At 66.7% G+C, this 13,902-nt stretch carries 11 protein-coding genes and 1 tRNA gene; 7 read left to right on the top strand and 5 right to left on the bottom strand.

Features of this window, described 5'->3' with window-relative positions; translation table 11 throughout:
* The first annotated feature begins 28 nt into the window (after positions 1-28).
* A complete protein-coding gene (locus JN531_RS00345; RefSeq protein WP_239795324.1) occupies positions 29-1,321 on the top strand; it encodes a GGDEF domain-containing protein in 1,293 nt (430 codons plus the stop codon).
* On the opposite strand, the gene JN531_RS00340 is transcribed toward JN531_RS00345, so the two are convergent.
* The 3 genes from JN531_RS00340 to JN531_RS00330 all read right to left on the bottom strand — a co-directional run bounded on the left by JN531_RS00340 (position 1,291) and on the right by JN531_RS00330 (position 3,789).
* A complete protein-coding gene (locus tag JN531_RS00340; RefSeq protein ID WP_228346870.1) occupies positions 1,291-2,196 on the bottom strand; it encodes a metal-dependent hydrolase in 906 nt (301 codons plus the stop codon). The genes JN531_RS00345 and JN531_RS00340 overlap by 31 nt on opposite strands.
* A 100-nt stretch (positions 2,197-2,296) precedes the next feature.
* The gene (locus JN531_RS00335; RefSeq protein WP_228346869.1) at positions 2,297-3,328 is read right to left on the bottom strand and encodes an AraC family transcriptional regulator; all 1,032 of its coding nucleotides are present in this window, start codon (positions 3,326-3,328) and stop codon (positions 2,297-2,299) included.
* Positions 3,329-3,342: 14 nt separating this feature from the next.
* Positions 3,343-3,789 (bottom strand): hypothetical protein, encoded by a 447-nt coding sequence (locus JN531_RS00330; protein WP_228346868.1) that lies wholly within the window; start codon positions 3,787-3,789, stop codon positions 3,343-3,345.
* Between the two features lie 98 nt (positions 3,790-3,887).
* Here JN531_RS00330 and JN531_RS00325 point away from each other — a divergent pair, with 98 nt between their 5' ends.
* Entirely contained in the window at positions 3,888-5,000 is a 1,113-nt protein-coding gene (locus JN531_RS00325) for a PQQ-dependent sugar dehydrogenase (protein WP_228346867.1), read from the top strand.
* A gap of 16 nt (positions 5,001-5,016) precedes the next feature.
* Here the strand turns inward: JN531_RS00325 and JN531_RS00320 are convergent.
* A tRNA-Leu gene (locus tag JN531_RS00320) sits at positions 5,017-5,104 on the bottom strand.
* Positions 5,105-5,152: 48 nt separating this feature from the next.
* Between JN531_RS00320 and queA the strand changes: the two genes are divergently transcribed.
* The 4 genes from queA to JN531_RS00300 all read left to right on the top strand — a co-directional run bounded on the left by queA (position 5,153) and on the right by JN531_RS00300 (position 10,996).
* Entirely contained in the window at positions 5,153-6,187 is a 1,035-nt protein-coding gene (gene queA, locus JN531_RS00315) for a tRNA preQ1(34) S-adenosylmethionine ribosyltransferase-isomerase QueA (protein WP_228346866.1), read from the top strand.
* Positions 6,184-8,124: a DUF2298 domain-containing protein gene (locus JN531_RS00310; protein ID WP_228346865.1), complete on the top strand. Its 1,941-nt coding sequence runs from the start codon at positions 6,184-6,186 to the stop codon at positions 8,122-8,124. The genes queA and JN531_RS00310 overlap by 4 nt, the downstream gene beginning before the upstream one ends.
* Positions 8,121-9,260, top strand: coding sequence for a tRNA guanosine(34) transglycosylase Tgt (tgt, locus tag JN531_RS00305; protein WP_228346864.1), 1,140 nt, complete (start codon positions 8,121-8,123; stop codon positions 9,258-9,260). Before JN531_RS00310 ends, tgt begins: the two co-directional genes overlap by 4 nt.
* A 194-nt stretch (positions 9,261-9,454) precedes the next feature.
* Positions 9,455-10,996: an SLC5 family protein gene (locus tag JN531_RS00300; protein ID WP_228346863.1), complete on the top strand. Its 1,542-nt coding sequence runs from the start codon at positions 9,455-9,457 to the stop codon at positions 10,994-10,996.
* Positions 10,997-11,269: 273 nt separating this feature from the next.
* Here the strand turns inward: JN531_RS00300 and JN531_RS00295 are convergent, their stop codons facing one another.
* On the bottom strand, positions 11,270-11,668 hold the full coding sequence (locus JN531_RS00295; RefSeq protein WP_228346862.1) for an RNA-binding S4 domain-containing protein: 399 nt from the start codon (positions 11,666-11,668) through the stop codon (positions 11,270-11,272).
* Positions 11,669-12,010: 342 nt separating this feature from the next.
* On the opposite strand from JN531_RS00295, the gene JN531_RS00290 reads away from it, so the two are divergent.
* Positions 12,011-13,897 (top strand): DUF1302 domain-containing protein, encoded by a 1,887-nt coding sequence (locus tag JN531_RS00290; RefSeq protein WP_228346861.1) that lies wholly within the window; start codon positions 12,011-12,013, stop codon positions 13,895-13,897.
* The last annotated feature ends 5 nt before the right edge of the window (positions 13,898-13,902 follow it).

Here is a 13,902-nt window from a genome sequence, read left to right as displayed (position 1 = left end):
CGGACAAAGGGCTTGGTAGTCTCCGCGGATGATGCAGCCGGTCGTGACGCCACCCACCGCAGATGCCCGTGTCCGGGACCGTCATCGATGGTCCTGGCGCTGGTTGCTGGGGATCTCGGGACGACGGGTGGGTTTGGCGCGGCTCAACGTCGACGAGATCGCGCAGCGCGAGGTCCGTCTGTTGGCCAGTATCGCCAGCGGCGAACGCTATCCCTGGCGGTTCCCCGCGGCGCTGGAGACCGCGTTCCAGCAGTTCGTTCGCGAAAGCAGTGTGTCGGCGCGGCTCAACATCAGCCTGCTCACCATGCTCGCCTTCGCCACCGCCCCGTTGTGGCTGCCGCTGGTGCTGGGGCACGGCTCGGAGGTCCGCCAGGGCCTGGTTCTGGCGCTGATCTTCGGCATGCTGGTGCCGGTGTTCCTGGCCAATGCCTACATCCAGTATCGGTATGTCCGTACGGCCTGGTCGGAGTGGGTGATGCTGACCGCCTTCGCGCTGGAGACCGCGCTGATCGAATTTCTGCGACATCGCAGCGAGCTGGCCGGGCACCCCCTCAATCCGTCGATGGCGTTGCTGGTGCCGCTCGCGGTGGTGTCACTGACCCGCATCCGGCTGTCGCGGGTGGCGTTGTTCTTCGCCGGGTATGTCGCCACGGTGATTGCGCTGGCCGCCTACTTTGCTCCCCTCGGTGCCCGCAAGGAAGCCTCCACCTGGTTGCTCGAGGCGCTGGTGTTGGGGGTGGCGCTGGCCTCGACCGGCTGGGCGACGGTGGCCGCGCGGCGGCAGTGGGCCGCGATGCTGACGCTACGACTGATGGCGTTCCGCGATGCCCTGACCGGGCTCGCCAACCGTCGCGCCCTTGATGACCACTACGAGTCGGCGACCCGGGCCCTCCGGCGCGAGGGCCGACCGACCCTGGTGCTGGCGTTGATCGATATCGACCACTTCAAGCGCATCAATGACCGCTATGGTCATGCTTACGGGGATGGCGTGCTGTCGGAGTTGGGGGTGGCGCTGTCCCAGTTCGCGCGACGCCCGCTCGATCTGGCTGCGCGAGTCGGTGGCGAGGAATTCGCACTGGTGTTGTACGACTGCTCGGCGCGCGATGGGCTGGAACGGACGCAGGCCCTGTGCACGCTGGTGCGCGAGATGGGCATCGAGAATCAGGACGCGCCCGCCGGCGTCGTCACTTGCAGTATCGGCGTGGCCACTGTCACCGCCAGCACGGCCCTCAGCGAGGCCTACCGCCTGGCCGATGAGGCGCTGTATCGGGCCAAGCGGCAGGGCCGCGATCAGGTGGTGCCGGCCGACAATCCCGGCTGATCACCGGTGGTCCAGGCGATCACCGCGTTGCCGGCCGCGATCGCGTCCTGACCATTGCTTTCATACGCCCGGCGCCAGAAGTGATAGATGTCCAGCTCACCATGATCCCGTGGATGGAAGCCGGGCTTGTAGTACGCGAGGTAGGCCGGAATCATCCGCGGGAACAGGCCACCCGGGCCATACAGCCACCACAGGCCCTTTGCCCACACCTTCCAGCGCTGCTTCAGGCCATCCACCGCGAACATGTGGCGCATGATCAGGAAGGTGTGCATCGGGAAGGTGACCGACACCAGCAGCATGCTGGCGGCGCGGGTCAGCCAGCTGCCCTTGGCGACGTCACGGAAGACATCGAATGCCACTGACTTGTGCTCGATTTCCTCGACGGCGTGCCAGGCATACATGGCGCGGATGCGCGGGTCGGCATTGCGGAACAGACCGTTGGCAAAGAAGCCATGCGCCATCAGCGCGGTCAGGTGCTCTGCGGCGGCCGTCTGGCCGAGCGTGAAGGTTTTGGGAAAGCGGCGTCGAAACACCTGGAACATGATGCGTTTCTGCTCTTCCAGGATGTGATCGACGGCAATGCCCTGTGTCTTCAGGCGGTTGTTGAACTGGGTATGCACCATGCCGTGCTGGCCTTCCTGGTACATGAAATCCTTGACCTCGGCCTGCAGGGCCGGATCGGTGATGCGGTCACGGTAGTCACGGACACAGGCAATGAAGAACTTTTCGCCCTCCGGAAACAGGATCGACATGGCGTCAAAGAAGCGGCTCTTGAACGCGTCGCCGTCCAGCCAGTAGATGGGGATGTCGCCGTCGAGGCCGAGCTCCGGCCCTTTGCGCGGCACGATGTCTGCGGGGGGGTGACGTCCGTCCATGTGTGACTCCTGCCAGGTTCTTGATCTGGCCTGATCCTAGGCGTGACCGCCGGGCAGCACCATGACCGCGGGCGACCGCAGGGAACAAATCGCGACAGCCTCATCCGTCGTGACGATGGGCCCGGTAGGCGCTGGGGGTCTCCCCGCTCCAGCGGCAGAACGCACGGGTGAAGCTGCGGCGGTCGGAAAAGCCGAGGCGCTCGCTGAGCTGGTCCAGTTCGACATCGGGGTCCCGCAGCGCCGCGCGTGCCAGCCGGAAGCGGACGCGGTCCTGGATCTGGTCAAAACGCTCATTGCGATCACGCAATCGCCGCTGCAAGGTGCGCAGGTGCAGGCCCAGTTCTTCCGCCATCGCCGACGCACCCTGGCCGAACAGGGCGGGGCGGCGTTCCAGCGCCCGTTCGATTGCCGCCACCAGCGTGTCCTGCGGCAGCAGCCTGCGCAGCTGTTGCTCGATGCGACTGCGGGCCTGGGCATGCAGCGACGGAAAGTCGCCCGCCAGCGGTTGGTCCAGCAACGCGCGATCAAAGACCAGTGCATCCTCCGGCTGATCGAAGCGGATCACGGTGCCGAACTGCTGCGCATAGGCGTCGGCATGGGCGGGCGCTGGATGGCGCAAGCGCAGTTCGCGGAATTGCGGGGTCGGGCCGACCAGCTGGCGAGCGAATTTGTGGATCGCCGTAAACATGGTTTCGGCAAACCAGGGCTGGGTCGGGGTCTCGGTGTCGGTGCCAAGAAACTGCAGCACCAGGCGTGCGCTGTCGCCCTGCTCACGCAGACGCACGTCGATATAGGGATTGATCAGCGCCCGCACCCAGTCGAACACCACCGCCGCTTCACGCAGGTTGGGGCTGGTGGTGACGAAGGTCTCGAGGTCGGGCAGGTACTCGAACGCATAGGTTTCGCCGAGCACGAAGGGGAAGTGATGGCGCTGCGACTGCCGCACGCAGGCGGCCATTACCCGGGCCAGCTGGGCACGCTCGATGGTGGCGTCCTCCAACCGCATCAGGTCGGTGGCGATGCCCATCCGGTCGAACACCGCCTGAATATTGACGCCGCAGGCAGTGGCCGCCTTGATCCAGTTGGGCAGGGTGATGAAGGGGACCAGCTGCGGGGTGTCGTCCTGGGCCATGCTGCCGAGTATGCCTAGGCCGCTGTCGGCCTTGCGCCCAGGCGCGCGTACAGCAGGCCGCCGGCGGCGCCGGCGAGCATGAGCGCCGCCACGCCGGCACTGCTGCGGGCGATCGACAGCGCGGTCAGGCCGAACACCGCTTGCATCACCAGCACCATCGCCAGTTGCGATGCCGCCCCGGCGCAGGCAAACCACAGGCTGCGGCGTCCCGGCCAGCGGCGACGCAGCAGCGCGGTCGCCAGGAACGCGACCAGAAAGCCTGCGGCCACCAGCCCCGCATAGCCGGGGGCAAAGCCCAGCAGGTCGGCGCCGGTGGTCCGCAGTTGCACCGCCATTGGCACCGCGACATCCAGCGCGCGCAAGGCCGCCAGGTTGAAGTGGGTCTGTAGCGCGCTGCCGAGCACGGCGGTGAGCAACACGGCGGCCAGCAGGGCCAGGGTGGGGCGAATCAGGCGTTTCACGCACAGCATCCGGTGAGGTGTTCGCCGCGATGATGCCGCATGCGGCAGGATCCGGGGGACGCGCTATCCTCGGCGCTCAGCCCTTTCGGAAGACCCTGATGTCCCGAGTCCGCAGTCTTGCCGCCGCCGGTGTGCTTGCCGCCGTGACCGCCTGCGCCGGCGCCGCCGATGCGCCCGACTACCGCGTCGAAACCGTCGCCGACGGCCTCGACCACCCGTGGTCGCTGGCGTTCCTGCCGGACGGGCGGATGCTGGTCACCGAGCGGGCCGGGCGTCTCCGGGTGATCGCCGACGGACAGCTCCAGTCGGCACCGGTCGCAGGTCTACCGCCGGTGTTCGTCGCCAGTCAGGGCGGCCTGTTCGACGTATTGCCGGCACCCGATTTCGCCGACAGTGGCCTGCTCCATCTGTCGTTTGCGCACGGCACCGCCAAGGCCAACAACACCCGGGTGGTGCGGGCGCGGCTGGTCGGCAACGGGCTACAGGAGGTTACGCCCATCTTCACCGCGCAGCCATTGAAGAACACGCCGGTGCACTATGGCGGCCGCATGGCCTGGCGCCCGGACGGCACGCTGATGGTGGCGTTGGGGGATGGCTACAATTTTCGCGAGCAGGCGCAGAAACTGGATAATCACCTGGGCACCGTGGTGCGGTTGAATGCCGACGGTTCGGTGCCGGCCGACAACCCGTATGTTGATACCGAGGGTGCCCGGCCGGAGATCTGGAGTCATGGCCACCGCAACGTACAGGGCCTGTTTTTCGATTCGGTGGAGGGGGCGCTGTACGCCCACGAGCACGGTGCTCGCGGCGGGGACGAAGTCAACCGTATTGCCCCCGGCAACAACTACGGTTGGCCGGCGATCACCCATGGCGTCGACTATTCCGGTGCGCAGATTTCGCCCTATCGCGCCTTGCCGGGCATGGAGCAGCCGCTGCTGCACTGGACGCCCTCAATCGCGCCCAGCGGTCTGACGCGCTATCGCGGCGATGCCTTTCCGGCCTGGCAGGGGAGCTTCTTTGTCGGCGCCCTGGCGGATCGGGCCGTCCACCGGCTGACCGTCAGTGCCGATGGGCAACTGCGGGATGTGGAACGGATGTTTGCCGAGCTGGGGGCCCGTATCCGCGATGTCCGCAGCGGGCCGGACGGTGCGCTGTACCTCCTGACCGACGACGACAACGGTGCGGTACTGCGTGTGGTGCCGGCCGACTGAGCCGACCTGTTCAGCGTGGTGCCCGGGGAGAGACTCGAACTCTCACAAGGGGTTGCCTCGGGGGATTTTGAGTCCCCTGCGTCTACCGATTCCGCCACCCGGGCGCTGAGGCGCGGCATTATACGCGCCCTTTTGCCAAATCAGATGCGCCGATGCGTCGCAGCGACTTCGACTACCTTCTGCCGCCCGAACTGATCGCCCAGCACCCGACGGCCGAGCGGGCCGGTGCGCGGTTGCTGGTGCTTGACGGCCCCGCCGCAGAGGATGATGTCATTCGTGCGCTGCCCCAACGGCTGTCGCCGGACGATCTGCTGGTGTTCAACGACACCCGGGTGATCCCCGCCCGCCTGTTCGGGCACAAGGCCAGCGGGGGTCGCGTGCAGGTGATGGTGGAGCGGCTCGACGATGATCGTCATTTCTGGGCACAACTGGGGGTCAGCAAATCCCCCCGCGCCGGCGGCGTGCTCCACGTCGGCGGTCGTGAGTTGACCGTGCTCGGCCGCGAGGACGACCTGTTCCACCTGCGGCTGGAGGGCGCCGCCGATTTGCCGGCCTTTCTGGAAGCTGCCGGCCAGCTGCCCTTGCCGCCGTACATCACGCATGCCCCTGATGCCGATGATGCCGAGCGCTACCAGACCGTGTTTGCGCGTCATCCCGGCGCCGTGGCGGCGCCCACCGCGGGGCTGCATTTCGATGCCGCGCTGCTGGCCGCCATCGACGCCCGCGGCGTGCGTCGTGCCACCCTCACGCTGCATGTTGGCGCCGGCACCTTCCAGCCGGTGCGGGTGGATGATCTGCGCGAGCACCGCATGCACCTCGAGCGGTACCGGATCGAGGAGACTCTACGGCAGGCGATCATCGACACCCGTGCTGCCGGCGGGCGGGTGGTGGCGGTTGGCACCACCGTTGCACGGGCGCTCGAATCCGCGGCCGACGCTGCAGGGTTGCCGACTCCTGGGCCGGGTGACACCCGCCTGTTCATCACCCCCGGCTATCGCTTCAAGACGGTGGACCGGCTGCTCACCAATTTCCATCTGCCGCAATCAACGCTGATGATGCTGGTCTGCGCCTTTGGCGGGCACGCCCGGCTGATGGCGGCCTATCGCCACGCGGTGGAACAGCGCTATCGGTTCTTCAGCTACGGCGATGCCATGCTCATCACGCCCGACAAGGACGCTCGCGCGTGATGTCGCTGATCCTGCTGCTGGCGGCCGTCACCGCGATGGCGCTGCTGGTCGCCGCGATGGCCCAGCTCGGCGCGGCCCGGTGGGGCCTGAGCCCGGTACTGCTGCTGGCGGTGCTGGGCCTGCCATTGCTCGACAGTGCGTTGCGTCACCTGGGGTTGCCGCTGTTGTTTCCGGGTTGCGGCTATCTGCTGCTGCCGCTCGGCATCTGGGCGGCCCTGCGGGCGCCGGCGACGGTGTCATGGCGTCGGCTCGGGCTGTTCACCGCGGTGCTGCTGCTGGTCCTGCTGCTGCGCGGTCTTGCCCCCGGATTCGACAGCTTTGGCGAGAACATCTTTTCGCTTCGGTATGTCCAGAGCCTGCGGCTGGCGAACACCTACCCCGCGCCGGACGTGTGGCAGGCCAGTGCGACGGTCGCCACCTACTACACGTTGATACACAACCTGCCAGCGTTGCTGTCGCGGGCCCTGCTGCTGCCGGTGCCATTGGCAGTCAGTCTCAGCCTGGCGTTGATCCTCGCCACCCTGTGGACGGCGCTGTACGAAAGCCTGCGCACCCGCGCCGGTGCGGTCTGGTCCGCCGTCGGTGCCGGCGCGGTGCTGACGGCCGGCACCGGCGTCTCACTGCTGTTGTGGTCGCCGGTGCATGCTACCGACAGCATGATGCTCGGGTATCCCCACGTGCGCCTGTTCGACATGCGCCCCGACGAATTCAGTTGGCCGTGGCTGCAGACGCTGGTGCAGGCAAGCCCGTCGCTGCCGGTGGAGACGCCGCTGCATGTCGCGATCTACCTCGGCGATCTGCATCCGCCGCTGCTGACACTGGTGATGATGGCGATGCTGCTGTGGACCTGGGCTCACCGCGCGCAGCCGGGCGGCGATGCCCGTCATGCCGCCTGGCTGGCGGCGCTGCCGTGGCTGAGTTGGGCCGCCAACCCGTGGACCGTCCCGCATGTCGGTCTGCTTGCCGCCGGCTTGCTGCTGGGCGACCCCCTCGCGCGGCGTCAATGGCGGGCGGCACTGGTCGGCTTCGGTATCAGTTGGGCACTGGTCACGCCCTTGATGTTGCACAGTGCCTTGCGCGACAGCGGTGTCAGCATCCAGGGGCTGCCGGCCGCCTTGCGGTCGCCCGTTCCGGCGCTGCTGATCATCTGGGGACCGGCCCTGCTGCTGGGCCTGGGCGCCGCGCTGCGTCGCGACCGCAGCACCTGGGTACTGCTCGGCATCGCCCTGCTGGCCCTGAGCATGGAGGTCCTGCATTTCAGCCAGGGTGACAACGGGGGTTCCGGCGCGCGCTTCAATGGTGTCCTCAAGGTCTGGAGCCCATTGCACTTCCTCGCCCTGGGGTTCGGGGTGTATGCCCTCGCCGGTCTGCGGGGACGGGCACGCGGGCTTTGGTTGCTGGCGGTGCCGTTGCTGCTGTCGGCAGCGCTGCACGGTCGTGACGTGGTGTGGGCGCAGTGGAACAAGGGGCAGACCGCCTTCGATTGGTCGGGCGCCGACCGTCTCACCCTGCGGGCCGACCGCGGCTTTCTGATGCGGGCGCTGCAACACCGTCCGCACGGGCGCACGCTGGAACGCCTCGGGGCCAGTGCCTACACGCTGGCGCCGTTGACCTCGATGCTGGCCGGCCAGGCCACGGTGTCTGGCTGGGTGCATCATGCCGCCCAGGCCAGTGGCGATGCGGCAGCCGAGCAGCGGCGGTTCGAGGCGATCCGCGGTTGGTACGACCATGCCGGCGCCGACGCGTTGGACCTGCCCCAGGCCTGGGCGATCGACAGCATTCTGGTCGACTGGGATGCCGGCTGGTCGCCGGCCCGACTGGCCGAGGTGGCGGCTGCCCTGCAGTCCGTCTTCAGTTTTCAGCCGGGCCCCGCCGGCCATGACGAACGCGTCTCCGGCCTGTTCGTACGACGACCTGCAGAGGATGAACGCCGGTGAAATTCGAGGTACTCAAGACGGAAGGCTTTGCCCGCCGCGGCCGCCTGCAACTGCAGCATGGGGTGGTGGAAACGCCGGTGTTCATGCCGGTGGGCACCTATGGCACGGTGAAAAGTCTGACCCCGGAAGACCTGCGCGCCGTTGGCAGTCAGATCATCCTCGGCAACACCTTCCATCTGATGCTGCGGCCCGGCAAGGCCGCGTTTGAACGGGTGGGGGGGCTGCACCGGTTCATGCACTGGGACGGCCCCATCCTCACCGATTCCGGTGGCTTCCAGGTGTGGAGCCTCTCGACCCTGCGCAAGATCACCGAGGACGGCGTCACCTTCGCCTCCCCGGTCAACGGTGACCGCATCTTCCTGTCGCCGGAGGGGGCCGTCGAGATGCAGCACGCGCTCAACAGCGACATCGTCATGCAGTTCGACGAGTGCACGCCGTATCCCGCCAGCGAACGGCAGGCCGAGGCCAGCATGGCGCTGTCGGCGCGGTGGGCGCTGCGCTGCAAAACGGCCCACGGCGACAACCCCAATGCGCTCTACGGCATCGTCCAGGGCGGCATGTATCCGGCCTTGCGCGAGCAGTCGTTGGAACAGTTGCGGGGGATCGGCTTCGATGGCTACGCCATCGGCGGGTTGTCGGTCGGCGAGCCTGAAGATGAACGCATCAAGGTGCTCGACGGCCTGGCGCCACTGATGCCCGCAGCCCACCCGCGGTATTTGATGGGGGTGGGCACGCCGCGTGATCTGGTGCAGGCGGTGGCCCGCGGCATCGACCAGTTCGACTGTGTCATGCCGACGCGCAACGCCCGCAACGCGCACCTGTTCACCAGCGAGGGCGTGATCCGGCTGCGCAACGCCAAGTATCGTGATGATGACGGCCCGCTGGACCGGGCCTGCGACTGCGAAACCTGTCGCAACTACTCACGCGCCTATCTGCATCATCTCGACAAGTGCGACGAAATGCTGGGGCCGCGGCTCAACACGATCCATAACCTGCGCTACTACCACCGCTTGATGCAGCGGATTCGGGAGGCGCTGGAAGCCGGCAACTTCACCGCGTTTGCCGAGACCTTTCTGGCGTCGCCGGAAGGCGCGCCGCGCGCCGTGAATCGGGAATCGGGAATGGGGAATCGTTAGAAGCAACCGAAACAGCGTTGGGTGCTTTTGGCGCCGACACGTCGAGTGACGCTGTTGCTGTTGCCGTTACGATTCCCGATTCCCGATTCCCGATTCCCGATTCCCGATTCCCGGCGCCGCGCGCAGCGCGCGCCTTGCCCCTCACCGGTCGATGTGCTTAGGTCCGGGCCTCGTTTTTCCACGGAGGGGTGCCCATGGGCGCGCTGCACACGGCGGACTACGCCGTTCTTGTCGGCTATCTCGTGGTGGTCACGGTCATCGGCTGGCGGGTCACCCGACGCAGCCCGGATGCCGATGACCTGTTTCTCGCCGGACGGTCGCTGGGCTGGGGCGTGGTGGGGCTGTCGCTGTTCGCCTCCAACATTTCCTCCACCACCCTGATCGGTCTGCCGGGCGCTGCCTGGCAGAGCGGCATTGCGGTCGCCAATTACGAGTGGATGGCGGCGCTGGTGCTGATCTTCAGCGCCTTCTTCATCCTGCCGAAACTGCTGCGGGCGAGGGTTACCACCCTTCCCGAATGGTTGGAGCAGCGTTTCGATCCGCGTCTGCGCAAATATCTGTCTGCGGTCAGCATTTTCCTGTCGATCGTACTCGACACCGCCGGCAGTCTGTACGCCGGTGCGCTGGTGCTGATGCTGTTCATCCCCGGCCTCACCCTCGGCTGGACCTGTGCGGCGATGGCGATCTTTGCCGGGCTCTATACCGCCGCCGGTGGCCTGCGCGCGGTGGTCTACACCGACGTGCTGCAGACCGTGGTGCTGCTGGTGGGCTCGGCGATCCTCTGTGTGCTGGTGTTGGGCGAGTTCGACTACTCGTGGGCGCGGATCACCGATGCGCTCGATCCGGAGCACCTGTCGCTGATCCGTCCGATCGATGATCCGTCGCTGCCGTGGTTGGGCACGCTCATCGGCCTGCCGGTGCTCGGCTTCTACTACTGGACCATGAACCAGTACGTGGCACAGCGTCTGCTCGGGGCCCGCGATGTCGAAACCGCCACCCGGGGAGCGCTGCTGGCTGCGGCGCTGAAACTGCTGCCGCTATTCCTGATGGTACTGCCCGGGGCGCTGGCAGCGACCTTGTTCACCGACCTCGACCGCGCCGACACGGTGTTTCCGCGCCTGATCGCCGAATACGCGCCGGTGGGCCTGTCCGGTCTCATTCTCGCGGGGCTGATGGCCGCCATCATGTCCAGTGTCGACTCGGCGCTGAACTCGGCCTCCACCCTGATTTCGGTGGACTTCGTGCGTGCCCGCAACCCGGCCATTACACCGGTGGCGCTGGCACGACTGGGGCGGGTGATTACACTGACGCTGATGGCGCTGGCAGCCATCTGGGCGCCGATGATCGACCGGTTTCCCGGCCTCTTCGACTACCTGCAACAGGGTTTCGCCTACGTCACGCCGCCGCTGGTGGCGGTGTTCCTGCTGGGGCGCTTCTGGCCGTCACTGACGGCATCGGCGGCACTGCGGGCGGTGGTCACCGGGCACGGCATCAGCCTGGCGTGGTTCATCGCCACCCAGATCGGCTGGCTGGACATCCATTTCACCATCGTCGCGGGGCTGTTGACCGGCCTGTCGGCCCTCGCCGCCGTGGTCTGGCAGGCGCTGTTGCCGGCCGCGGCAGGTACCGCCGCCGTCAGCGACGTCGACGCCACCCCACCGCAGTCGGCCGCCCTGCGCGCCACCGCCTGGGGGCTGGTGGCGCTGACCGCGGCAATGGTGATCGCCTTCTGGTAGTGGCAGAGCCCAACCCTTGTCACCGCGACCTCCATTTCTCTGTCATCGCGACCTCCATTTTTCTGTCATCGCGAGGGGCGCAGCCCCGTGGCGATCTCGTCATCGCGGGCACTGCCAACCGGATGAGGTTGCCGCGCCCGCTTCGCGGGCTCGCAATGACAGATGAAGGCGGTACAGGTTGGCACTGACGACCGGCCACGCCGTCGGCATTGCCGTTGCCGCTACTCGGCACTCAGAACTCAGAACTCAGAACTCAGAACTCATCACTCCGCTTTACAAGTCACTCAAGAAGTCCTGCTTGAAGCGCTTGATCAGCCGCCGCATCTTCTTGTTGGGGCGGCCTGCCGGTTCCGGCCGCGGCTCGGCCTGGCGGGCCAGCCGCTCGCGTTCACGTCGGGCCAGGCTGGCCTCGGTCTCGGCATACAGCGCCTGGGCTTCCGGCGCCCCGCGGCGGACATCCGACAGCGCCACCACTGCCACTTCCTTCTCGTCCCAGCCCTGGCGCACCTGGATCAGCATGCCGGGCCTGACCTCGCGGGCCACCTTGCTGCGGTCGCCATCGACGCGGACATGGCCGCTCTCGATGGCGGCCTTGGCGAGACTGCGGGTACGGTAGAAGCGCGCGGCCCAGAGCCACTTGTCGAGGCGGACGGCAAGGTCGGAGGACGCCATATACGACCAAAGTAGTAGAGCGGAAACCCGCATCAGCACGGGATTCCGACGGCATGATGCGGGCAGCGGACGAACGGTTATTGTGCCATCCCCCAGCGACGGGTTTTTGGTTCACAATGGCCCCACAACGAGTAAGGGCTGTCATGAGCAGCCCAAGGGTCGGGAAACCCGATTGGAGAGACACAGATGGAGGAGAACCCTTCTGTCCTTTCAGTCACACGGCGCGTTTCGCAAGCGGCCGGTGAGGGAGAGCTGTGTCCGCCTCCAGCGGGCGGTTTTACCGCTTCATCCGTCGAGACCGATCGGTACGGCGGCCATGATCACAGCAGAGGAGACTGCACGATGCGAAAGCTCATCAAGGGCGTACTTCATACGGGGGTCGGCAGCGCGATGCTCGCCATTCCCTGGTATGCCAGTGCCTACAATTTCCAGATCGGCGAGCTGGACGTTCAGCTCGACACCACGGTCTCGGCCGGCGCCATCTGGCGCATGCAGGACCCCAGCGCCGAGCTGATCGGTATCACCAATGGCGGGACCTCCCGCTCGGTGAACGACGATGACGGCAATCTCCGCTACGAGAAGGGTGACGTGGTCAGCGCCGTGGCCAAGGCCACCCAGGACCTCGAACTCAAGTGGCGCGATTTCGGGGTCTTCGCCCGCTACAGCTACTTCTACGACTTCGAGATTTCCAACGACGATCGCACCGGTCCGCAGGCGCTCGGCCCACAGGCCAATGACCGTCTGAAGTCCGACTCGCAGCTGCTCGACCTCTTCGCCTATGGTCGCTTCGACCTCGGCGGCCGCGCCCTCAATGTGCGAATCGGCAAGCAGGTGGTGAGCTGGGGCGAGAGCACCTTCATCCAGAACGGCCTCAACGTCATCAACCCGATTGACGTGTCCCGTCTGCGGGCACCTGGCGCCGAGCTGAAAGAAGCACTGCTGCCGATCACCGCCCTGACGCTGTCGACCAGCATCACCGACAACCTGTCGGTGGAAGCCCTGTGGATGCTCAATTTCGACGAGATCGAGATTGACCCACGGCGCTCCTACTTCTCGACCTCGGACGTGGCATCGGATGACTCGACCAAGGCCTTCACCGGCTTCGGCCGTCGCTTTGACGACAACCAGCCGCCGACCGGTATCGGAACCTCCGGTGAAGCCCAGCTCTGGGTCGACCGTGATCCGGACCGGGAGGTGGAAGACGAGAAGCAGCAGTACGGTATTGCCCTGCGCTACTTCGCCGAGAACCTCAACTACACCGAGTTCGGGTTGTACTACCTGCGCTACCACAGCCGCGTGCCCTTGGTGTCGGGTATCCGGGGCGGTGCCGCCGGCATCCCCGGCAGCACCAGCGGTGCCAGTGCCTATGCGCCGCCACCGGCCCCGGCCGGCTTTACGCTCAACGGCGATACCCGCTATTTCGTCGAGTATCCCGAGGGCATCAACACCTACGGCCTGAGCTTCAACACCAGTGTTCCGTTCGGTGTGGCGCTGCAGGGAGAGTACACCTACCGTCCCAATCTGCCAGTGCAGATTGCTGCGACGGAAGTCCTGCTGGCAGTGCTCGGCAACCCGAACTACGGCGGCTATGGCGTGCTGCCGGTGGGCGCCGGCTACACCCGGGGCTGGGATGCGGTGAATGCGCATCAGGTCCAGTTCACCGGCACCAAGGCCTTCGGCCCGATGTTCGGTGCACAGCAGTTCGTGTTGCTGGGTGAGGCGGGCTACAACCACCTCGATCTGGAAGACGGCAAGGCCTATGCCGGACCCGGCACGCCGCTGCCCTCGTGTCAGAACATTGCACCGGTTCTGGCGGCCGCCTCGGGCGGTGCGTGTCATGACGAGGGCTATGCCACGCGGGGCTCCTGGGGCTATCGCGCGGTGACCCGTCTGGACTACGAGAACCTGCTCGGTCCGGTCGGCGTGTCGCCGCGGTTGGCCTGGGTGCATGACGTCAACGGCGTCGGCCCCAACTTCACCGAAGGCAACAAGGCCATCGGCGTCGGCATCGGCTTCAACTACCTGCAGCGCTGGCAGGCGGACATCGCCTACACCGTGTTCACCGGCGGTCGTACCTTCTCGGGCACCGACGCGGTGCCACCGGGAACCGTACTGGCACCGGGCGTGCAGGCTCCGGGTGCTGCCAGCCAGGACCCCAGCTATGCCATCAGCGCCAACCCGAACAAGGATCGCGACTTCCTCGCGGTCAACATTTCCTACGCGTTCTGATCTGT

This window comes from Flagellatimonas centrodinii, from assembly GCF_016918765.2.
GTDB classification, from domain to species: domain Bacteria; phylum Pseudomonadota; class Gammaproteobacteria; order Nevskiales; family Nevskiaceae; genus Polycyclovorans; species Polycyclovorans centrodinii.
Note: the sequence above shows the minus strand (reverse complement) of the source record. Positions and strands in the feature narration are given on the sequence as shown.